A 21,465-nucleotide genomic window follows, 5' to 3' on the forward strand; every position below is an offset into this window, starting at 1 on the left:
CATCGCACGATCGGTCCGACGGGCAGCAAGCGGGACAGTGACATGCAAACGACCTTGAAAGGGCCGGTGACGTTCACCGGCATCGGCCTGCATACCGGGCGGCCCGTCCGCATGGTGCTGCGGCCTGCCTCGGCGGAATTCGGCATCTGGTTCAGCCGCACCGATGTGGTGGACCGCGATCCGCTGGTTCCCGCCCGTTGGGATGCCGTGCGCCCCTCGCAGCTTTGCACACTGATCGCCAATGCCTCGGGCGTCGAGGTTTCGACGATCGAACACGTCATGGCCGCCATCGCCGGTTGCGGCATCCACAACGCCATGATCGAGATCGACGGCCCCGAGGTTCCGATCCTCGACGGATCTGCCGCGCCCTTCGTCGCTGGCATCCTCGCGCGCGGCCTGCGCCGTCAGGACACGCCCGTCCGCGCGATCGAGGTTCTTCAGACGGTCGAGGTGCGCAACGGCGACGCCATCGCCCGTCTCGACCCCGCCGATACGCTGGAAATGGATTTCCACATCGACTTCGCGGATGCCGCCATCGGCGTGCAGGACAAGTTCCTGCGCCTGGCGAACGGCAGCTTCGTCCACGAACTCTGCGACAGCCGCACCTTCTGCCGGCAGGCGGATGTCAGCGCCATGCAGGCGCGCGGTCTGGCGCTGGGCGGCACGCTGGACAACGCGGTCGTTGTGGACGGCCCCATCGTCCTCAGCCCCGGCGGCCTGCGCCATGCCGACGAACCCGTGCGCCACAAGATGCTGGACGCGCTGGGCGATCTGGCGCTGGCCGGTGCGCCGCTTCTGGCGCGCTATACCGGCAACCGGGCGGGCCACGCGATGACCAACGCGCTGCTTCGGGCGCTTTTCGCCCGTCCGCAGGCGTTCCGCATGGTGGTCGCCGACCCCGCCCTGGCCGCGCGTCTGCCGGGCGCGGGCCTGCGTGCCGTCGATGCGCCGCTGCATGCCTGACCCGCATCGCGCGCGGCGACAAGACGTTTTGCGCCCCGAATATCTGTGCTAGACGCGACCCGGTGAGGGAACCGGGACCGGGGAAACAGGACCGATGCGCCAATTCAAGTCCAGCATCCGCCTTGCCGCGCCCATCGGCCTTGCGCTGTTTCTGGCGGGCTGCGGCGGCGGCACGTCCAGCCGCAACCTGCCGCTCGAAGACTTCTCCGCCAGGGACATCTACAATCGCGGCGAGGTCGAGCTTGCGTCGCAAAAGCCCGCCGAGGCCGCCCGCTTCTTCGGCGAGGTCGAGCGTCTTTATCCCTATTCCGAATGGGCGCAGCGCGCGCTGGTGATGCAGGCGCTGGCGTTCCACCGGGATCGCGACTACGAATCCGCCCGCGCCAGCGCCCAGCGTTACATTGACTTCTATCCGGGCGGCGAGGATGCGGCCTATGCCCAGTATCTTCTGGCGCTCAGCTATTACGACCAGATCGACGACGTGGGCCGCGACCAGGGGCTGACCTTCCAGGCCCTTCAGGCCCTGCGCGTCGTGATCGAACGGTATCCCGACAGCGACTATGCCCGCTCGGCCGCGCTCAAGTTCGACCTTGCCTTCGACCACCTCGCCGGCAAGGAAATGGAAATCGGGCGCTATTATCTCAAGCGCGGGCATTACACCGCCGCGATCAACCGCTTCCGCGTCGTCGTCGAACAGTTCCAGACCACCACCCACACCCCCGAGGCGCTGCTGCGCCTGGTCGAGGCGTATCTCAGTCTCGGCCTGGAAGACGAGGCGCGCACCGCCGGCGCCATCCTCGGCTACAACTACCAGGGCACGGAATGGTATCGCGACGCCTACGCGCTGCTGACGGGGCGGGGCCTGACGCTGGAACCCGTGGGCGACGGCTGGCTTCAGACCACCTATCGTCAGGTCGTCCGGGGCGAGTGGCTCTGACCCCCGCCATTCGTCGCGCCCGGCCCTGACATGCTGCGTCACCTCGACATCCGCGACCTGCTGCTGATCGACCGGCTGGAGCTCGAGTTTCAGCCGGGGCTGAACGTCCTGACCGGCGAAACGGGGGCCGGCAAATCCATCCTGCTCGATGCGCTGGGCTTTGTTCTGGGTTGGCGCGGCCGCGCCGATCTGGTCCGCAGCGGTGCCGCGCAGGGCGAGGTCACGGCCGGTTTCGACCTGCCGCCATCCCATCCCGGCCGCGCCGTGCTGGCCGAAGCGGGCATCGACGACGGCGAGGACGATCTGATCCTGCGCCGCGTCAACACCGCCGAAGGGCGCAAGACCGCCTGGATCAACGACCGCCGCGTGTCGGGCGAGGTTCTGCGCCGGCTGTCGGAAACGCTGGTCGAACTGCACGGCCAGCACGACGATCGCGGTCTGCTCGATCCGCGCGGCCATCGCGCCCTGCTGGACGATTTCGCCCGCGCCGCCCCGCTTCTCGACGCGGTGCGCGCCGCCTGGCGCGCCCGTCAGGCCGCCGCGACCCGTCTGTCGCAGGCGCGCGCCACCCTCGACGCCCTTCATGCCGAGGAGGAATATCTGCGCTTCGCCGTGGGCGAACTCGATCATCTCGATCCCCAACCGGGCGAGGAAGCGCGCCTCGATACCGCGCGCCGCGCGATGCAGGCATCGGCCCGCATCCGCGAGGATATTCAGCGCGCGCATGACGTGCTCGGTCCCGCCGGCGCCGAAGGGCTGGTGGGCGACGCCGCGCGCTGGCTCGACGCCGCCGCCCCCGAGGCCGAAGGCCGCCTCGATTCCGCGATCGAGGCGCTGGGCCGCGCCGCCGACGCGCTGGCCGAGGCCGAACAGGGCGTCGGCTCGGCCCTCTATGCGATGGATTTCGACCCGCGCGATCTGGAACTGACCGAGGAGCGGCTGTTCGCCATTCGCGGGCTGGCGCGCAAGTACGACGTGCTGCCCGACGATCTGGGCGATCACGCCCGGCTTCTGCGCGACCGTCTGGCGCAGCTCGATGCGGGGCAGGGCGACATCGCCGCGCTGACCAAGGCGCTGACAGCCGCCGAAGCGGCCTATGACAGCGCCGCCGCCGATCTGCGCGCCGCCCGGACCGAGGGGGCCGACCGCCTCGATGCCGCGATGGCGGCCGAACTGGCGCCCCTGCGGATGGAACGTGCGACCTTCCGCACCGTCGTCACCGATGCGCCGCCGGGGCCGGACGGGGCCGATCAGGTCGAATTTACCATATCCACCAATCCTGGCGCCCCCGCCGGTCCGCTGGGCCGGATCGCCTCGGGGGGCGAACTCAGCCGCTTTCTGCTGGCGCTCAAGGTCTGCCTAACCCGCGATGCCGCCGGCCTGACGCTGATCTTCGACGAAATCGACCGCGGCGTCGGCGGCGCCACCGCCGATGCCGTGGGCCGCCGCCTGTCGGCGCTGGCGCAGGACGCGCAGGTGCTGGTCGTAACCCATTCGCCGCAGGTCGCGGCGCTGGGACAGCATCACTGGCGCGTGGCGAAATCGGTGACGGACGGCGTGACCACATCCGCCGTCCTGCCGCTGGACGCCGAGGCGCGGGTGGACGAAATCGCGCGGATGCTGTCGGGCGATACCGTCACGGACGAGGCCCGCGCCGCCGCCCGCGCCCTTCTGGCCGCGCGCATCGCCGCCTGACCGGCGGCCCGGTCGTCGCCGCCTGACGGGCGGCCCGGTCAACGTGCCGCATGTCCGATTCGTGTCAGGAAATCCGTCAGCACGGCGGCGAACGCGTCGGGCCGCTCCACGCAGGGCAGGTGCCCGGCGCCCCGGATCAGGTGAAACTGCGATCCGGGGATCAGGTCGGCGGTCTCGCGCACCAGATCGGGCGGCGTCGATCCGTCCTCGCTGCCCGCGATGGCCAGCGTCGGCAGGCGCAGCCCGCTGGTCGGCGTCATCAGGTCGGTGCCGCTGATCGCCGCCGAACAGCCCGCATAGCCCTGCGCCGGCGTCCCCGTCAGCATGTTGCGCCACAACCGCATCCCGGGCGTGGCGCGGAACGGCTTGGAAAACCACCGCTCCATCACCGCATCGGCCAGCGGCTCCACCCCGCCGGCCGCGACGGCGGCGATCCGTTCGCCCCAGATGGCGGGCGTGCCGATGCGTGCGGCGGTATTGCTCAGCACCAGCGCGCGGATCAGGTCCAGCCGCTTGGCCGCCAGCCCCTGCGCGATCATCCCGCCGATGGACAGCCCGACGAACACGCAATCCCTGACCCCCAGATGGTCGATCAGCCGTTCCGCATCCGTGATCAGCCCGCCCATCGAATAGGGCGCCGGCGGCGCGTCGGTCAGGCCGTGGCCCCGCATGTCGTAGCGGATCAGCCGCAGCCCCGGCGGCAGCAGCGGCAGCACTGCATCCCATAGCCGCAGATCCGTCCCCAGCGAGTTCGCGAAGACCACCGGCGCCCCCGCCGGATCGCCGTCGTCGCGGTAATGCACATGGATGTCGCCCAGCGTCGCTATCTGCATCGCAGCCCCTCAATCCGCATGGGTGATCAGCGCGACGGTGAACGCGCAGGCATCGACATTGCCGCCCGTCGCCACGCAGATCACCGTGTCGCCCGTCACCGACTGGGGCCGGAACAGCGCGGCGGCCAGCGCCACCGCCCCCCCAGGTTCCAGCACCAGCTTGAGATGCGCGAAGGCCAGCGCCATCGCCTGCATCGCCTCGTCGTCCGTCACCGCCATCCCTGGCCCGCACAGCCGTTGCAGGATCGGAAAGGTCAGCGCGCCCGGCTGCGGCGTCAGGATCGCGTCGCACCGGCTACCCGACAGCCGCCCGTTGCGCACGATCCGCCCCGCCGACAGCGACCGCGCCACATCGTCGAAGCCCGCGGGCTCGACCGTTCGCACCCGCAATCCGGGTGCCTCGGCCTCCAGCGCCAGCGCCACGCCCGACGCCAGCCCGCCGCCGCCGCAGCAGACCAGCACATCCGCCCGGCCGTCCCGGCCCGCTTCTTCCGCAATTTCCAGCCCCACCGTGCCTTGCCCGGCGATCACCTGCGGATCGTCGAAGGGCAGGATCAGCGTCAGGTCGCGCCGATGCGCCAGATCGGCGGCGATGGCGTCGCGGTCCTCGGTCGCGCGGTCGTAAAGCACCACCTCGCCGCCCAGCGCCCGCGTGCCGTCGATCTTGGATCGCGGCGCGTCGGCGGGCATGACGATCACCGCGGGCGCGTCGTGCATCCGCGCCGCCATCGCTACGCCCTGCGCGTGATTGCCCGACGAACAGGCCAGAACGCCGCGTCTGCGCGTCTTGGGATCCAGCGCCGACACCGCCGCCCATCCGCCCCGGAACTTGAAGCTGCCGGTCTGCTGCAACGATTCGGCCTTCACCAGCACGCGCCGCCCGGCGATGGCGTCCAGCCGGGGCGACGACAGCATCGGCGTGCGCCGCACCACGCCCGCCGCGCGGTCCGCCGCCGCGCGGATCGCGTCGATGTTCACAGCAGCGCCCGCCACGCCGCGATGGCGTCCAGCGCCTCGGGCTCGTCCAGAAACGGCACATGCCCGCGCCCCGGCACCTCGGCCACGATCATGTCGGGCCGGCGGCGGCGCATCTCGGCCAGCGTCTCGCGGCTCAGCAGGTCGGAATTGGCCCCCCGGATCGCCGCCAGCGGCAGCCCGTCCAGCGCGTCGAACAGCGGCCAGAGGTCGGGCACAGCCCCCTCGGCCACCGCCGCCGCCAGCCCCGGATCGTAATTGATCCGCAGCCCCTCCGGCCCCTCGACGTAATGATGCGCGACTTCCTGCCGCCAGCGGTCCTCGGGCACCCCCTCGAACCCCGCCATCAGCGTGGCGCGCGCCGCCGCCGCCTCGGCCAGCGTTTTCTGCACCGGGTTTTGCCCGACATAGCCCCGGATCGCCGCCATCCCGGCGGGCGCCAGTTCCGGCCCGATATCGTTCAGGCACACGCCCAGCAGCCTGTCCTTCGCCGTCGCCGCCAGGAACATCGCGATCAGTCCGCCGCGCGACGTGCCGATGATTGCCGCCCGCTCGATCCCCAGATGATCCAGCAGCGCCAGCACGTCGCCCGCCTCGACGGGCAGCGTATAGGTCTCGGGCGCGCCCCAGTCCGAACGGCCGCGCCCCCGGTAATCGGGCCGGATCACCCGGCAATCCGCCAGATGCGGCAGCAGATAGGCGAAATCGGTGGCGTTCCGCGTCAGCCCCGAAAGACACAGCAGCGGCATTCCGCCGCCCTGGTCCTCGTAATGTAGCGACAGCCCGTCTGGCGAGGTGAACCGCGCCATCATCGCCCCCCGTCCGGGCCGCAAACGCCCGTTATCGCGTGAAGATCGTCCATGACGCCGACCCTGCCACAACCGCGCCGTCCCGAAAAGGGGCCGCCGAACTGGCACCGAATTGGCGTCTGGCGGTTGTCATGCGCCCCCAAGGCCCCATCTGTTGACCGCGCAGGGCACCCGCCGAGGTTGGCGGCCCCGAAATTCATCCCCCACCCGAAAGGACATCGCATGAGCCAGGCACAGCCCGGTGATACCGTTCGCCTGCACTATACCGGCACCCTGTCGGACGGCAGCAAGTTCGACAGCAGCGAAGGCCGCGAGCCGCTGGAATTCACGCTCGGATCCGGCCAGATCATCCCCGGCCTCGACGCCGCCGTCGCCGGCATGAAGACGGGCGAAACCAAGGTCGTCCGCATCGCCGCCGACGACGCCTATGGCCAGCGCGATCCCGCCCGCGTTCAGGCCGTGCCGCGCGAACACTTCCCCGACCACATCCCCACCGACCCCGGCACCCAGCTTCAGATGCAGACGCCCGACGGCCAGACCCTGCCCGTCACCATCGCCGACGCCTCCGAAGCCGAAGTCACCCTCGACGCCAACCACCCCCTCGCAGGCCAGGACCTGACCTTCGAGGTCGAACTGGTCGAGGTGAAGGCGGCGTAAGGTTTGCACAAAGTCGGGATCGCCAGCGGCGATCTCGACCGTTCAGACGTCAGGCTTCGATAGCGTCATCATTCCGAACCCCTGCAAACTCGGCGTCCTTGGCAATTCCGACTTTGACGGCTTCGACAAACAGTGCAGCCAAGTCCTTCATGTCGATGCCCGCGATGAACTCGGAATGATCCTTCGTACCGAAACCGCGCTTTCTCGCATGCTCGATGATATGATATTCCGCTGCCTGTGCAGCATTGGGGCTGTGAAAGCCATATAGATGTCCTTTCAGAAGCGACCACGTCGCTTCGCCCTGCGATCGGCGGCGGAAGAGGTTCAGCGCGTCGATCCGGTCTTCATGCTTGCCGGAACCGACCTTGAAGGTCATGCCGTGACAATCGTGGATCACCGCAACATAGAGATCGCATCCCGGAACCTTGTATGGCGCCTTCTGAGGACCTTCCTTCTGCATCCACGGCCGATTTTGAGCGATTGCGAAGATTTCCTGACCCGGCTGGCTCGTACCTTCAACCTGTTGTTGTACCCGCAAACCCTGAAAGCGCGCTATTTCGTCAGGCTGCATCTCGTGAATGGTTGCAGCGCCTTGTAATCCCAACTTCCGATGCCCCGGTATAAGCGCGTCGTTGGCTTCCTTATCCATTACTCGCCAGCTTCGGCGGATCGTAATTCCGAAGGGCCATCGAAAATCGCCTCGGTCGTTGAAATCGACGTCCCGCGCCCGGCCGGGTAGATCCAAATCCTCTGCCAAGACAGGCGCTCCGGCAATTTCGACTGCACCGCATACCCGGCCCCGAAGCATGCTGTCCGCCTCTGCCGCGTCCGATGTGAGATACACGACGATATCGCCCCTTCTCACTTTCTTCAGCGCACTGTCTCGCGCACCCTTCTTACTGAAAAGTAACGCCTCGGTCGCCGGTTCGCCCGGACCTCCCCAAACCTTCGTCCAGTAATAATTCGGCATCATCGCGCCCTCCGCGCGACACCGTCTTGGATAGGTGCTAAGAAACCGTTAATTTGCCCTCACAACCCCTCCGCCTGCGGCATCCCCAGCACGTGATAGCCGCCGTCCACGCGCACGATCTCGCCGGTCGTGCAGGCGCCCGCGTCGGAGGCCAGCCAGACGGCAGTGCCGCCCACCGCCTCGAGCGTCGCGTTGGCGCGCAACGGCGCATTTTCGCCCGTGTGCTTGAAGGTCCGCCGCGCGCCGCCGATGGCCGCGCCTGCCAGCGTCTTCATCGGGCCGGGGCTGATGGCGTTGACGCGGATGCCGTCCGGGCCGAGATCGTTGGCCAGATACCGCACCGCCGATTCCAGCGCCGCCTTGGCCACCCCCATCACGTTGTAGAAGGGCGTCACGCGGTTGCTGCCCTGATAGGTCAGCGTCAGGATCGTGCCGCCATCCGTCATCAGCGGGGCTGCCCGCCGCGCCACGTCGATCAGCGAATAGCAGCTTATCTCCAGCGACCGGCCGAAATTGGCGCGGCTGGTATTCACGAACCGCCCCGACAATTCGGCCTTGTCCGAAAACGCGATGGCATGGACGACGATGTCCAGCCCGCCCCATTCCTGGCCGAGCCGGTCGAAAACCGCCTCCATCGACGCGTCGTCGGTCACGTCCGCATCCATCAGCAGCGTCGATCCCAGCGACGCGGCCAGCGGCTCCACCCGCTTGCCGAACGCCTCGCCCTGATAGGTGAAGGCCAGCGCCGCCCCCGCCTGCGACAGCGCCCTGGCGATGCCCCACGCGATCGAGCGGTCGTTGGCGACCCCCATGACAAGGGCGCGCTTGCCCGCCAGTGCTTCCATGTGCCTAGTCCTTCAGCTTCGACAGCAGCATCGACCCGTTCGTGCCGCCGAACCCGAACGAATTGGTCATCACGGTATCCAGCCCAGCATCGGCCACCGTCCGCGTCGCGATCTCACCGGGCCGGATCCCGTCGTCCAGGTTCTCGACATTGATCGACGGCGCGATAAAGTCGTCCTTCAGCATCAACAGGCAATAGACGGCCTCCTGCGCGCCGGTGGCGCCCTGGCTGTGGCCGGTCATCGACTTGGTCGAACTGATCGGCGGCTGGTCGTCGCCGAAGACGCGGCGCACGGCCTCGACCTCGCCCACATCGCCCACCGGCGTGCTGGTGCCGTGCGCGTTGATATAGCCCACGCGCCGCCCCTCGGGCAGCGTCTTCATCGCCAGCCGCATCGCCCGCTCGCCGCCTTCGCCCGACGGGGCCACCATGTCGTGCCCGTCGCTGGTGGCGCCGAAGCCCGTGACCTCGGCATAGATATGGGCGCCGCGCGCTTGCGCGCGTTCCAGATCCTCCAGCACCACCATGCCGCCGCCGCCGGCGATGACGAACCCGTCGCGGTCGCGGTCGAAGGCGCGGCTGGCGCGTTCGGGCGTGTCGTTGAACTTGGACGACATCGCGCCCATCGCGTCGAAAAGGCACGACAGCGTCCAGTCCAGCTCCTCTCCGCCGCCCGCGAACATCACGTCCTGCGTGCCAAGCTGGATTTGCTGCGCCGCCATCCCGATGCAATGCAGCGAGGTCGAACAGGCGCTGGTGATCGAGAAGTTCATCCCCTTGATGCGGAACGCCGTCGCCAGGTTGGCGCTGACGGTGGACGACATCGCCTTGGGCACCGCGAACGGCCCGATCCGCTTGGTGGCACCCGTCTGCAATACTGTCTGGTGCGCCGCGAAGATCGCACTGGTGGACGGCCCGCCCGATCCCGCGATCAGCCCCGTCGAGGGGGTCGAGACCTCGGCCTCGGTCAGCCCCGCATCGGCGATGGCCTGCCCCATCGCGATATGGGCATAGGCCGCGCCCGGCCCCATGAACCGCAGCGCGCGCTTGTCCACATGGTCGGCCACGTCGATTTTCAGCGTGCCCGCGACGCGGCTGCGAAACCCGTGCTCGGCCATCTCGGCCGACGCCTCGATCCCCGACCGCCCGGCCTTCAGCGCCTCCGCAACCTCGGCGGCATTGTTCCCGATGGGCGACACGATGCCCAGACCTGTGACGACGACGCGGCGCATGAACGCTCCTTTGTTCTGTCGAACACGCTTGTAGAGGAACCGGCAAGACCGGGGCAAGCGGTCAGGCTTGCCCGTACCCGGCATGCGTCCTAGCGGTTGCAAAAGCGACAATGCGCGAGGATGCGAACGATGAGAAAAAGGTTCCCCGAGGCGATCGGCTGGGCCGTGAGCGTGATCGTAATTGCTTCTGTGGGTGCCCTGATCTGGTGGAAGATCGGCGGCCTGGACGGGAACGGCCTCGACTGGACGCCCGTTTCGTCTCTGCTTTTCAACGAATGGGGCGATTTCCTTGCCGGTATCTGCGGAACTCTGGCATTGATCTGGGTCGTGATCTCGACGCATCGGCAAGGAACGGAACTGGCAGGTCAGGCGAAGGAACTCGCGAACCAGACCTCCGCGCTCAATACGCTCGGCGAGGCGACCAAGGAGCAGTCCGTCACCCTGAAAAGGCAGATGCGTCATCTCGAAGGCCAGTCCGACGCGCTGCGCGATCAGGCCGACGCATTGAAGCAGTCGCTTACGGGGCAACGGATCATCGACGAATGGAACGACCTCAAGCTCATCGCCGAAACGCTGCGCGAAATCCTTCCGACCGAGGGTTATCCGGCATGGACGACTTATGACGGAACGGCGTCGATCCCGATGACCTTTACCGGCGCGACGCGTGAAGAGATGAACGATTGGTCGGATTTCAGGTTTCTTCTGCGAACCGCCGGCGGTCTGAAACATCCCGTAGACAGGCTGAGGAAATGCAGGGCCGCCGGACTGCGCCCTGTCCTGACGAAGGGCAGCAGGTCGAAGATACGGCGCGCCGCCGCCCTGTGCGAGGATTTCCTCGCTCTGGTTGGGCGCCAGCCCGCTCACCGCCGCCATATCCTGAAAGAGGCGCAGGTGGACAAATGGCTGGAGCACCTGAACGAGATCGCCGATCCGTTCTATTGGCCGAATGCGGGTGGTGGCAAGCGGACCTGACGGGCGCCTCAACTCTCGCTCAATGCCACCTTCATGTCCTTGACCTGATAGATCACCTCGCCGTCCGCCTCGACGCGGCCGTCGGCGACGCCCATGGTCAGGCGGCGGCTTTGCACGGCCTTGGTGAAATCGACGAAATAGCGCAGCATCTTGCGGTCGGGACGGACCATGCCGGTCAGCTTGACCTCGCCCACCCCCAGCGCATAGCCGCGCCCCTGCCAGCCGCGCCAGCCAAGGTTGAACCCCGTCAACTGCCACAGCCCGTCCAGCCCCAGGCATCCCGGCATGATCGGATTGCCCGGAAAGTGACACTCGAAGAACCACAAATCCGGCGCGATGTCGAACTCGGCCACGACATGCCCCTTGCCATGCGCCCCGCCATCGCCCGAAATGTCGGTGATCCGGTCCATCATCAGCATCGGCGGCAGCGGCAATTGCGCGTTGCCGGGGCCGAACAGCTCGCCCCGCGCGCAGGCCAGCAGGTCGTCGCGGTCAAAGGCGGTGCGCAGTGTCTGCGGCATGGTCCCTCCGGGGCTGTGGCCGATCACGCACGGTTTACCACCCGGCATCCGGGCGGTGCAAGGCCGGGGCGGGCGGGAAGGGGGAATGGCCATTGAAACCGGGGCCTCCCCCCGGCTATATGGGACTTATGGACAGAACGCCGACCTCCCTCCCGCCCGATGCGGCCCGCAAGGGCGCTGCCTGGCTGCGCCGGTCCGATCTGCGCCCGACGCGGCAGCGCGTGGCGCTGGCGGCCCTTCTGGTGGGCGACGGGCAGGATCGCCACGTCACCGCCGAAAGCCTGCATGCCGCCAGCCGTTCGGCAGGCGAATCCGTCTCGCTGGCCACCGTCTACAACACCTTGCGCGCCTTCTGCGGCGCCGGGCTGATGCAGGAAGTCACGGTGGACGGCGCGCGCAGCTATTTCGACACCCGCATGGACGACCATCCGCATTTCTTCTGGGAAGACAGCGCGTCGCTCGTCGATGCGCCGGCGACCGAGATGCAGATCACCCGTCTACCCGCCCCGCCCGACGGGGCCGAAATCGTCGGCGTGGATGTCGTCATCCGCCTGCGCAAGAAGGATTGACCCGATGAAGACCGCCCGCCTGATCGCGGCTTTCTGCCTGATCGCCGCCCCGGCCGCCGCCATGGCCGAAGCGACGCTTTCCATTCCCCTGACGCTCGGGCCCGACAGCCAGATCCTGACCTCGCGCTATTCCTGCGCCGGCGGCGATCCCTTCACGGTCCAGTATGTGAACACCGACGCCAACACCCTTGCGCTTATCCCGATCGACGGGGCAGGGCGGGTTTTCGTGAATGTCGTGTCCGGCTCGGGGTCGCGCTATGTCTCGGGGTCCCATGAATGGTGGGTGAAGGGCGACGACGCCACGCTGACCGACCAGTTGCAGGACGGCTCGGCGCAGGATTGCACGACCGTCTCCGAGTGACGCCGCGGCGTTTTCCGGCGCAACCTTGATCCCGGTCAAGGCGGGCCCGCGCCGGCCGGCCTAGCCCTTCCCCGAACCATAGGAGCGCCGTTTCATGTTCAAGACTATTCTGGTTGCCGTCGACGGGTCCGACCATTCGCACAAGGCCGTTCGCTATGCCTGCGATCTGGCCAACAAATACGATGCCGCCCTGCATGTCGTGCATGTCCCCGAGATCGAGGTCAGCACCCTGACGCTGGGCGCCGCCGCCATGGACATCCTGCCGACCGAGGACCGGATCGAGGCGCTGGGCCGCCCCGTCGCCGACAAGGCGCGCGGCTGGGCCGAGGCCGCGGGCCGCACGCCCGATTCCGTCAGCATCCTGCGCGGCGACGCGGCGCAGGCGATCCTGGACGCCGTGGACGAAAAGGGCGCCGACCTGATGGTGTCGGGCCGTCGCGGCTTCGGCGGCCTGCGCGGCCTGCTGCAAGGGTCCGTCTCGCAAAAGCTCGCCTCCCACGCCACCTGCCCGGTGCTGACGGTCCGCTGACCGCTCGCTTGCCCCGCGGACCGGCGGCCTGTCATACGGGCCGCCGTCCCATCACGCGATCCACGGCGATCCTGCTACCCGATCCAGCGACAACCGCATCACGCGATCCCGCGGCGATCCTGCTACCCGATCCAGCGGCAATTCTATCCCGCGACGAAGCGGCAACCGCCATTTGATCCAGCAGCGTCGTTGTCGCAGCCAGGGGTCCAGCGCATCGAAGGCAATCGACCCGTCGCCTGATCGAGGCCGAACCTGGCTGCCTAGCAGCCTTGGCCGTGCATATGCCGACCCGCCCACCTGCTTATGTCAGCCCGTTCTTTCAAACGCGTCGGTATGCGCCCCGTCATGCTGCCGACGATGCCTTTACGCCAGAATACGCATCGATCCCCTGAACCGCTCTGTCAGCCGCGCCGCCGCCCCGTGCGGATCGCGGCGGATGACCTTGCGCGGTCTTCCGCAGCGGTCCGCGTTCCCGGCGCCGTACCGCGACCGGCGACAGGCCACGACCATCCTGATTGCACCTAAAGCACCCGACATGGCCCCTCCCTTCCCGATCACGCCCCTTAATATCCGAGATTCGCATTAACAAACCGTGCAGCGCCGGCTGTCGCCCCCCGCATTGCCCCGCCGCACCGAACCCGCTACACCGCCACCCTGCACCGAAAGGGGGCGGCATGACCGGGACGCGCAAGCTTTTCATCAAGACCTATGGCTGTCAGATGAACGTCTATGACAGCGAACGGATGGCCGAGGCGCTGGCGCCGCAGGGCTATGTCGCGACCGGCAATGCCGAGGATGCCGACCTGATCCTGCTCAACACCTGCCACATCCGCGAAAAGGCGGCGGAAAAGACCTATCACGAACTGGGCCGCCTGCGACCGCTCAAGGCCGCCAATCCCGATCTGCGCATCGGCGTCGCGGGCTGCGTGGCCCAGGCCGAAGGGGCCGAGATCCTGCGCCGTCAACCGCTGGTCGATCTGGTCGTCGGCCCGCAAAGTTATCACCGCCTGCCCGAGCTGGAAGCGCGCGCGCGGGCGGGCCAGCCCGCCCTCGACACCGATTTCCCCGCGGAAGACAAGTTCGACCACCTCGCCGCCCGCCCCAGGGCTGCGCGCGGGCCGACCGCGTTCCTGACCGTGCAGGAAGGCTGCGACAAGTTCTGCGCCTTCTGCGTGGTCCCCTATACCCGCGGCGCCGAGGTCAGCCGGCCCGCCGCCCGCGTGCTGGCCGAGGCGCGCGATCTGGTGGCGCGCGGCGTGCGCGAGATCACGCTGCTGGGCCAGAACGTCAACGCCTATCACGGCCACGACGGCGGGCTGGCCGGGCTGGTCCGCGATCTGTCGCGGATCGACGGTCTGGCGCGCATCCGCTATACCACCAGCCATCCCAACGACATGGACGACGCGCTGATCGCCGCGCATGGCGAGGTACCGGCGCTGATGCCCTATCTGCACCTGCCCGTGCAATCGGGCAGCGACCGCATCCTTCGGGCGATGAACCGCAAGCATACCGCCGAAAGCTATGTCGCCCTCATCGCGCGCATTCGCGCCGCCCGTCCCGACATCCTGATCTCGGGCGATTTCATCGTCGGCTTTCCCGGCGAAACCGACGAGGATTTTCAGGCCACGCTGGATCTGGTGCGCGCGGTCGAATACGGGGCGTGCTATTCGTTCCGCTATTCGTCCCGCCCCGGAACGCCCGCCGCCGAAAGGGCGCAGGTCGATCCGGCCGTCGCGGACGCCCGGCTTCAGACGCTCCAGGCGCTTCTGCGCGACCAGCAGCGCGCCGTTCAGGACCGCATGGTCGGACGCGAGACGGACGTGCTGTTCGAAAAGCCGGGGCGCGAACCGGGCCAGACGGTCGGCAAGTCCGAACACCTGCACCCGGTCTTCGTCGCGGATCCCGGCATCGCGCCGGGCGATCTGCGTCGCGTCCGCATCACCGCGACGGCGACCAACTCGCTTGCGGGGGTGCCGGTCTGAGCGTTCCGTGCGACTTGTATGTTTGGGGCCGCGACCTGTACAAATTGTACGTTTCGCCGCGTCGGTTCGCGGCTTGTGCATCCTTTTGCCGATCCCCACGTTGTCCCCGTAACCGCGGCTGAACCCAGAACGGAGCGCCATTTGGCCATACGCCCCACCCTCGGCCCCATGGCCGCCCTGACCCAGCCCGAGCCCGGACCCCCCGCCGAAACCCTGCTCGATTTCCCCGACAACCGCCTTCTGATCGACCTTTGCGGTCAGTTCGACGCCAATCTGGCGCGGATCGAACAGGCGCTCGACGTGCAGATCCTGCGGCGCGGCAACCACCTTGCGGTGATGGGCGACACCGCCGCCCGGTCCCGCGCGGCGGATGTTCTTTCGCTTCTTTATCAACGTCTTGAGCAGGGCAAGCCGGTCGAATCCGGCGATATCGACGGCGCCCTCCGCATGAACGCGACCCCTGCCGGTGACGGTTCCGACAACGGCAATCGGCCCGAACCCGTCAAGGGCGACGGGTCCGAGATCAAGACCCGCAAGAAGCTGGTCGAACCGCGCACCGACGCCCAGCGCGCCTATGTGCGCTCCCTCTATGCCCATGAACTTGCGTTCGGGATCGGCCCCGCGGGCACCGGCAAGACCTATCTCGCCGTGGCTGTCGGAGTGAACATGTTCATCGGCGGCCAGGTCGATCGCATTATCCTGTCGCGCCCCGCCGTCGAGGCGGGCGAGCGTCTGGGCTTCCTGCCCGGCGACATGAAGGACAAGGTCGATCCCTACATGCAGCCGCTTTACGACGCGCTGAACGACTTTCTGCCGTCCAAGCAGGTCGCCCGCCTGATCGAGGAAAAGCAGATAGAAATCGCGCCTTTGGCCTTCATGCGCGGCCGGACCCTGTCCAACGCCTTTGTCGTTCTGGACGAGGCGCAGAACGCCACCGCCATGCAGATGAAGATGTTTCTGACCCGTCTGGGCCAGAACAGCCGCATGGTCGTCACCGGCGACCGCACCCAGGTCGATCTGCCGCGCGGCCAGCCTTCGGGACTGGCGGACGCCGAACGGTTGCTGAAGGGGATCGACAAGGTCGGCTTCAACTACTTCACCTCGCGCGATGTGGTGCGTCACCCCCTCGTCGCGCGCATCATCGAAGCCTACGAGGCTGCGGGCGAATGATTTCCGCGCTCCGCAACCCCGGCTTGCCGTCCCGCCGCCGCCCTTCCAGGACGGCCTGACCAACCCATGAACGGATCGAAATTGGCTTTGCGGATCGACACGATGCTGGAATCGAAGGCCTGGCAGGGGCAGGGCCTCGACCGGCTGGCGACGAAGGCGGTGCGCGCGACGCTGACGCATCTGCGACTCGGCCCCGCATGGGAGGTCAGCGTTCTGGGCTGCGACGACGCCCGCATCGCCGCCCTGAACGCCGATTTCCGCGGCAAGGGACAGCCCACCAACGTGCTGTCCTGGCCCAGCGCGGACCGGGCCGCGCGGATCGAGGGGCAGACGCCCCCGTCGCCCGATCCCGCCTGGCCCGAGCTTGGCGACATCGCCATCGCCTGGGGCACCTGCCGCGCCGAGGCCGAGGCGGCGGGCCTGCCGCTGCGCGATCACGTCACGCATCTGCTGGTTCACGCGACGCTGCACCTGCTGGGCTACGATCACGAACGCGACGGCGATGCGGCGCTGATGGAACGGCTCGAGGCCGAGATACTTGCAACACTAGGTCTCAAGGACCCATATAGGGATCATGGTCCGGTGGGGCCTGTCTGATCGGAAAGGGCCGATGACCGAAGGCGAATTGGGCGCAGCGCGCGCCGAGGGGGGACAGCCCCCGAACGACGCTCAGGACGACGCCGAAGGCGACAGTCCCGAACGGGGCTTTTTCGGACGGATCATGAACGCGCTGATCCCGCCCGACGGCAACGGCGACCAGCCCGCGCAACCCGGCGATCACCCCATGCCGCGCATGCCGCCCGGCCTGCTGAACCTGCGCCGGATGCGGGTCGAGGATGTGGCCATCCCCACGGTCGAGATCGTGGCCGTTCCCGTGGACATCTCCAAAGACGACCTCGTCGCCGTGTTCCGCGACAGCGGCATGACGCGCCTGCCGGTCTATGACGGCACGCTCGACCATCCCGTCGGCATGGCGCATCTGAAGGATTTCGCGCTGCGCCACGGTTTCGGCCCCGCCCCCGGCACGGAAGAAGAACCGTTCGACCTGCGCGCGATCATGCGGCCGCTGATCTATTGCCCGCCCTCGATGCCCATCGGCGTGTTGCTGCAACGGATGCAGACCGAACGCACGCATATGGCACTGGTGATCGACGAATACGGCGGCGTGGACGGCCTGCTGACCATCGAGGATCTGATCGAGCAGGTCATCGGCCAGATCGAGGACGAGCACGACACCGACGAGGACAAGTTCTGGACCGAGGAGAAGGCCGGCGTCTATCTGGCGCAGGCCAAGACCCCGCTGGACGAGTTCGAGGCCGAGATCGGCATGCGCCTGACCGACCCTGACGACGACGAGGAAATCGACACGCTGGGGGGCGTTATCGTGGTGATGACCGGCCGCGTTCCCACGCGTGGCGAAGTGATCCCCCATCCCGCCGGTCCCGAATTCGAGATCGTGGATGCCGATCCGCGCCGGTTGAAGCGGCTTCGGGTGCGGATGCCGCAGACGGCGGGTGGCTGAGGCGGCGATCGCGCGGCGCGTGTCGCGCGGCTGGACCGGCATCGGTGCCTGCCTCGGCGCGGGCGCCATGGCGGGCCTGGGGCAAGTGCCCTTCTCTCTGGTCGCCGTGTCCCTGGCGGGGCTGGCCGCGGCCTGCCTGCTGGTCTGCCGGGCGCCGTCATGGCGCGGGGCAGCGCTGGCCGGCTGGCTGATCGGCACGGGCCATTTCGCCATCACCCTGCACTGGATCGTTCAGCCCTTTTTCATCGACATCGCCCGGCATGGCTGGATGGCGCCCTTCGCGCTGCTGCTTTGCGCGGGCGGTTTCGCGCTGTTCTGGGCCGCCGCCGGGGCGCTGGCCCATGTGACGGCCCGCAGCCCTGCTGCGCGCGCGCTGGCCTTCGCCACGGCCATCGCGCTGGCGGAACTGGCGCGCAGCCATGTCCTGACCGGTTTCCCCTGGGCGCTGGTCGGCTATGTCTGGACGGAAACGCCCGCCGCGCAGATCGCCTCCCTTGCCGGATCCTTCGGGCTGACATGGATCACGCTGCTGCTGGCCGCCGCGATCGCCATCGCGGTCATGCGGGGCTGGATCGCGGGCGCGCTGGCCTTCGCGGGCGCGCTGACGCTGCCGCTGGGCCTCGGGCTGGCGCTGCGTCCGCCGCCGGCGCCGCTGCCCGCCGATGCGCCGCTGATCCGGCTGGTGCAGCCCAACGTCCCGCAGGCCGAAAAATGGGATCCGTCGAAGGCGCCCGGCCACTTCGACCGGATGCTGCGCCTGACCTCCGCGCCGGGTGCGGACGGTCCGCCCGACCTGATCGTCTGGCCCGAAACGGCGGTGACATGGCGGCTGGATCCCGCCGAACCCGGCCTGGCGCGGATGGCCGATGCGGCGGACGGAACGCCGTTGGCCTTCGGGGTCGAACGGACGGATGGCTGGCGGTTCTTCAACAGCCTTGCCGTCATCTCCGACGGTCGCATCGCCGATGTCTACGACAAGCATCACCTCGTCCCCTTCGGCGAGTTCATTCCGCTGGGCGGCCTGCCGCGCCTGATCGGCCTGCGGGGCTATGACGCGCTTGACGGGTTCGGCTTCAGCGCCGGCCCCGGTCCCCGCCTGCTGGATCTGGGGCGGGCGGGCACCGCGCTGCCGCTGATCTGCTACGAGGCGATCTTTCCGCAGGACGTGGCCGCCGCCCCGGCGCGGCCCGACTGGCTGTTGCAGATCACCAACGACGCGTGGTTCGGCACCTTCTCGGGGCCCTACATGCATCTGGCGCAGGCGCGGATGCGCAGCATCGAACAGGGCCTGCCGATGGTGCGCGTCGCCAATACCGGCGTCTCGGCCCTGATCGACGTCGAGGGGCGGGTGCTGGCCGCGCTGCCCCTGGGCGAGGCGGGGCGCATCGACGCCCGCCTGCCGCCGCCGCGTCCGCCGACGATCTACGCGCGGACAGGGGATCTGCCGTGGCTGGCGGCGATGATCGCGCTACTGGCGGTCATGGTCGCCCTGCGCTGGCGAAGGCGATTGTAAACGCGGCGTCTTGTCCGTAAGCGGGCGCATCGACCCGCACAACGGCTTCCTGGCGTGCGGGCGCAACCCTGATACCGGAGCGTTCCCCATGACCCGCCAGAATTACGTCTTCACGTCGGAATCCGTGTCCGAAGGCCATCCCGACAAGGTCTGCGACCGCATTTCCGATGCCGTCCTCGACGCCTTTCTGGCCGAAGAACCCGAGGCCCGCGTCGCCTGCGAGACGTTCGCCACGACGAATCGCGTGCTTATCGGCGGCGAGGTGGGGTTGTCCGACAGGGGCCGACTCGACGACTATATGGGCCGGATCGAGGCGATCGCCCGCGAGTGCATCCGCGACATCGGCTATGAGCAGGACAAGTTCCACCACGCGACCTGCGAGGTGACCAACCTGCTGCATCCGCAATCGGCCCATATCGCCCAGGGCGTGAACGCGCGCGGCAACAGGGACGAAGGCGCCGGCGACCAGGGCATCATGTTCGGCTTCGCCGTGGACGAGACGCCCGAACTGATGCCCGCGCCGATCCACTATGCCCATGCCGTGCTGCGCCGTCTGGCCGAGGCGCGCAAGTCGGGCGCCGAACCGACGCTGCGCCCCGACGCCAAGTCGCAACTGTCGCTGCGCTATGAAAACGGCCGCCCGGTCGGCGTCACCTCCATCGTGCTGTCCACCCAGCACGCCGACGAGGCGCAGACCAGCGACGACATCCGCGCCATCGTCGAACCCTACATCCGCGAAGTCCTGCCGGACGGCTGGATCACGCCCGAAACCGAATGGTGGGTCAATCCGACGGGCACCTTCGTCATCGGCGGGCCGGACGGCGACGCGGGGCTGACGGGGCGCAAGATCATCGTCGATACCTATGGCGGCGCCGCCCCGCATGGCGGCGGCGCGTTTTCCGGCAAGGATCCGACCAAGGTGGACCGTTCGGCCGCCTATGCCGCGCGCTATCTGGCCAAGAATGTCGTCGCGGCGGGCATGGCGCGGCGCTGCCTAATCCAGCTTTCCTACGCCATCGGCGTGGCCCGGCCGCTGTCGATCTATGCCGACACCTTCGGCACCGGCGAGGTCGAGCCGGCCGAGATCGAGCGCGCCGTCGCCCGCGCGATGGACCTGACCCCGCGCGGCATTCGCCAGCATCTGGGTCTCAACCGCCCGATCTATCAGCGCACGGCGGCCTATGGCCATTTCGGCCGGCCGCCCGAAGACGATGGCGGCTTCAGCTGGGAACGCACCGATCTGGCCGGGGCGCTGAAGGCCGCGTGACCGTCATTGACCGGCGGCCGGATTCTCTGGCATGGGTGGGACGCGAAAGGTTCCGGCCCATGCCGGAGGAGACAAGGGAATGCAGTGCGGCCCGCGCGCCAAATCTGTAGCTGCCCCCGCAACTGTAAGCGGCGAGTAGGGCCGACGACGCCACTGGAGCGATCCGGGAAGGCCGGCCTGTCGCGATGACCCGCAAGCCAGGAGACCTGCCTGTCGCGACGATGAAACCGCCCTCGGGTGAGAAGGCAAGGAACCAAGACATGAACGCCCATATCCAGACCGCCCCCGCCTCGCGCACCGGCACGCTTGCCGCCGCGACGTTCGCCATGCTGATCGGCCTCGGCCTCGTGGTGGTCACGGGCCACGTGCAGGCCGACACGCTGCACGACGCGGCGCACGACGTGCGCCACGCCACCGGCTTTCCCTGCCACTGACGCCATGTTCACGCGGATGCTGGCCAGCGCGTTGTTCGCTGGCGTTGCCGCGGGGCTGATCGCCGCCCTGCTGCAACTGTGGTTCGTGCAGCCCGTGCTACTGCATGCCGAACTCTACGAAACCGGGGCGCTGGTGCATTTCGGCAGCGCCTCGACCGTGCCGGCCCATCAGGATGTGGGCGGCATCGACCCGCTGCGCGACGGGCTCAGCGTGCTGTTCGCGATGCTGGTCTATTCGGGCTATGCGCTGATCCTCGTGCCGCTGATGGCGCTGGCGCAGGATCGCGGCGCGCGGATCGACGCGCGCAACGGCCTGATCTGGGGCCTGTGCGGCTTCGTCGCGGTGCATCTCGCGCCCGGCTTCACGCTGGCGCCCGAAGTGCCCGGTGTCGCGGCGGCCGATGTCGGCGCGCGCCAGATCTGGTGGTTCGCGACCGTGCTGGCGGCGGCGGCTGCGCTATGGCTGATCGCCTTCGGCCGCAACTGGGGCACCTGGGCGGCGGCGATCGTGCTGCTGCTGGCGCCGCATGTCATCGGCGCGCCCGAACCCGATGTGCTGACCGGCCCCGTCCCGACCGAGATCGGCGCGCTTTTCGCGGCGCGGGCCTTCGGCGTGGGCATGGCCGCCTGGGTCATGCTGGGCGGGTTCGCGGGCTATTTCTGGTCGCGCGAGATGCGCGCGGCCGATGCCGTCCCGGCAGAGTGACCGG

At 68.3% G+C, this 21,465-nt stretch carries 23 protein-coding genes and 2 riboswitches; of the genes, 16 read left to right on the forward strand and 7 right to left on the reverse strand.

The annotated features are described in order from the left end of the window. Positions 1-42: 42 nt before the first annotated feature. The 3 genes from lpxC to recN all read left to right on the forward strand — a co-directional run bounded on the left by lpxC (position 43) and on the right by recN (position 3,595). Positions 43-963, forward strand: a complete 921-nt coding sequence (gene lpxC / locus OCGS_RS02240) for a UDP-3-O-acyl-N-acetylglucosamine deacetylase (protein WP_007425595.1) — start codon at positions 43-45, stop codon at positions 961-963. A gap of 94 nt (positions 964-1,057) precedes the next feature. After that, positions 1,058-1,900 (forward strand): outer membrane protein assembly factor BamD, encoded by an 843-nt coding sequence (locus OCGS_RS02245; protein ID WP_007425596.1) that lies wholly within the window; start codon positions 1,058-1,060, stop codon positions 1,898-1,900. 30 nt (positions 1,901-1,930) lie between these two features. Beyond that, positions 1,931-3,595: a DNA repair protein RecN gene (gene recN, locus OCGS_RS02250; RefSeq protein ID WP_007425597.1), complete on the forward strand. Its 1,665-nt coding sequence runs from the start codon at positions 1,931-1,933 to the stop codon at positions 3,593-3,595. A gap of 38 nt (positions 3,596-3,633) precedes the next feature. Here the strand turns inward: recN and pcaD are convergent, their stop codons facing one another. From pcaD to OCGS_RS02265, 3 genes are read right to left on the reverse strand one after another with little or no spacing between them, the layout of a single operon-like run. Beyond that, the gene (pcaD, locus tag OCGS_RS02255; protein ID WP_007425598.1) at positions 3,634-4,428 is read right to left on the reverse strand and encodes a 3-oxoadipate enol-lactonase; all 795 of its coding nucleotides are present in this window, start codon (positions 4,426-4,428) and stop codon (positions 3,634-3,636) included. Between the two features lie 9 nt (positions 4,429-4,437). Next, positions 4,438-5,406, reverse strand: a complete 969-nt coding sequence (locus tag OCGS_RS02260) for a threonine ammonia-lyase (RefSeq protein ID WP_007425599.1) — start codon at positions 5,404-5,406, stop codon at positions 4,438-4,440. Then, positions 5,403-6,212: an alpha/beta fold hydrolase gene (locus OCGS_RS02265; protein ID WP_040610388.1), complete on the reverse strand. Its 810-nt coding sequence runs from the start codon at positions 6,210-6,212 to the stop codon at positions 5,403-5,405. Before OCGS_RS02265 ends, OCGS_RS02260 begins: the two co-directional genes overlap by 4 nt. 222 nt (positions 6,213-6,434) lie before the next feature. Between OCGS_RS02265 and OCGS_RS02270 the strand changes: the two genes are divergently transcribed. Then, positions 6,435-6,869 carry an FKBP-type peptidyl-prolyl cis-trans isomerase gene (locus OCGS_RS02270; RefSeq protein ID WP_007425601.1) on the forward strand — a complete coding sequence of 145 codons (435 nt, stop codon included), beginning with the start codon at positions 6,435-6,437 and terminating at the stop codon, positions 6,867-6,869. 49 nt (positions 6,870-6,918) lie between these two features. Here OCGS_RS02270 and OCGS_RS14955 read toward each other — a convergent pair whose 3' ends face one another. The 3 genes from OCGS_RS14955 to fabB are packed head-to-tail and all read right to left on the reverse strand — an operon-like array spanning position 6,919 to position 9,915. Further along, complete coding sequence (locus OCGS_RS14955; protein ID WP_156800938.1) at positions 6,919-7,839, reverse strand: hypothetical protein; 921 nt, start codon at positions 7,837-7,839, stop codon at positions 6,919-6,921. A 59-nt stretch (positions 7,840-7,898) separates the two neighbouring features. After that, the gene (locus OCGS_RS02280) at positions 7,899-8,684 is read right to left on the reverse strand and encodes an enoyl-ACP reductase FabI (RefSeq protein ID WP_007425603.1); all 786 of its coding nucleotides are present in this window, start codon (positions 8,682-8,684) and stop codon (positions 7,899-7,901) included. A 4-nt stretch (positions 8,685-8,688) separates the two neighbouring features. Next, positions 8,689-9,915, reverse strand: a complete 1,227-nt coding sequence (gene fabB / locus OCGS_RS02285) for a beta-ketoacyl-ACP synthase I (protein ID WP_007425604.1) — start codon at positions 9,913-9,915, stop codon at positions 8,689-8,691. Between the two features lie 120 nt (positions 9,916-10,035). On the opposite strand from fabB, the gene OCGS_RS02290 reads away from it, so the two are divergent. After that, positions 10,036-10,887, forward strand: coding sequence for a hypothetical protein (locus tag OCGS_RS02290; protein WP_156800939.1), 852 nt, complete (start codon positions 10,036-10,038; stop codon positions 10,885-10,887). A gap of 8 nt (positions 10,888-10,895) precedes the next feature. Here OCGS_RS02290 and fabA read toward each other — a convergent pair whose 3' ends face one another. Further along, positions 10,896-11,408, reverse strand: a complete 513-nt coding sequence (gene fabA / locus OCGS_RS02295) for a bifunctional 3-hydroxydecanoyl-ACP dehydratase/trans-2-decenoyl-ACP isomerase (RefSeq protein ID WP_007425606.1) — start codon at positions 11,406-11,408, stop codon at positions 10,896-10,898. A gap of 128 nt (positions 11,409-11,536) precedes the next feature. Here fabA and irrA point away from each other — a divergent pair, with 128 nt between their 5' ends. The 11 genes from irrA to OCGS_RS02345 all read left to right on the forward strand — a co-directional run bounded on the left by irrA (position 11,537) and on the right by OCGS_RS02345 (position 21,461). Further along, entirely contained in the window at positions 11,537-11,977 is a 441-nt protein-coding gene (gene irrA / locus OCGS_RS02300; RefSeq protein WP_007425607.1) for an iron response transcriptional regulator IrrA, read from the forward strand. Between the two features lie 4 nt (positions 11,978-11,981). Beyond that, a complete protein-coding gene (locus OCGS_RS02305) occupies positions 11,982-12,338 on the forward strand; it encodes an MliC family protein (protein WP_007425608.1) in 357 nt (118 codons plus the stop codon). Positions 12,339-12,432: 94 nt separating this feature from the next. Then, a complete protein-coding gene (locus OCGS_RS02310; protein WP_007425609.1) occupies positions 12,433-12,867 on the forward strand; it encodes a universal stress protein in 435 nt (144 codons plus the stop codon). A gap of 674 nt (positions 12,868-13,541) precedes the next feature. Next, positions 13,542-14,849 carry a tRNA (N6-isopentenyl adenosine(37)-C2)-methylthiotransferase MiaB gene (gene miaB, locus OCGS_RS02315; RefSeq protein WP_007425611.1) on the forward strand — a complete coding sequence of 436 codons (1,308 nt, stop codon included), beginning with the start codon at positions 13,542-13,544 and terminating at the stop codon, positions 14,847-14,849. 168 nt (positions 14,850-15,017) lie between these two features. After that, the gene (locus OCGS_RS02320) at positions 15,018-16,019 is read left to right on the forward strand and encodes a PhoH family protein (protein WP_040610317.1); all 1,002 of its coding nucleotides are present in this window, start codon (positions 15,018-15,020) and stop codon (positions 16,017-16,019) included. Between the two features lie 66 nt (positions 16,020-16,085). Then, the gene (ybeY, locus tag OCGS_RS02325) at positions 16,086-16,616 is read left to right on the forward strand and encodes an rRNA maturation RNase YbeY (protein WP_007425613.1); all 531 of its coding nucleotides are present in this window, start codon (positions 16,086-16,088) and stop codon (positions 16,614-16,616) included. Between the two features lie 13 nt (positions 16,617-16,629). After that, positions 16,630-17,541, forward strand: coding sequence for a hemolysin family protein (locus tag OCGS_RS02330; protein ID WP_040610319.1), 912 nt, complete (start codon positions 16,630-16,632; stop codon positions 17,539-17,541). Between the two features lie 67 nt (positions 17,542-17,608). Next, positions 17,609-19,054 carry an apolipoprotein N-acyltransferase gene (gene lnt / locus OCGS_RS02335; protein ID WP_083848182.1) on the forward strand — a complete coding sequence of 482 codons (1,446 nt, stop codon included), beginning with the start codon at positions 17,609-17,611 and terminating at the stop codon, positions 19,052-19,054. 30 nt (positions 19,055-19,084) lie between these two features. Next, a riboswitch (SAM-SAH riboswitch) is annotated at positions 19,085-19,136 on the forward strand. 6 nt (positions 19,137-19,142) lie between these two features. Further along, positions 19,143-20,321: a methionine adenosyltransferase gene (gene metK, locus OCGS_RS02340; RefSeq protein WP_007425616.1), complete on the forward strand. Its 1,179-nt coding sequence runs from the start codon at positions 19,143-19,145 to the stop codon at positions 20,319-20,321. A gap of 30 nt (positions 20,322-20,351) precedes the next feature. After that, positions 20,352-20,549, forward strand: a riboswitch (cobalamin riboswitch). A 32-nt stretch (positions 20,550-20,581) separates the two neighbouring features. Beyond that, complete coding sequence (locus OCGS_RS14690; RefSeq protein ID WP_007425617.1) at positions 20,582-20,755, forward strand: CbtB domain-containing protein; 174 nt, start codon at positions 20,582-20,584, stop codon at positions 20,753-20,755. Between the two features lie 4 nt (positions 20,756-20,759). Further along, entirely contained in the window at positions 20,760-21,461 is a 702-nt protein-coding gene (locus OCGS_RS02345) for a CbtA family protein (RefSeq protein ID WP_007425618.1), read from the forward strand. Positions 21,462-21,465 lie beyond the last annotated feature (4 nt).

The organism is Oceaniovalibus guishaninsula JLT2003, assembly GCF_000299575.1.
Taxonomy (GTDB): Bacteria; Pseudomonadota; Alphaproteobacteria; order Rhodobacterales; family Rhodobacteraceae; genus Palleronia; species Palleronia guishaninsula.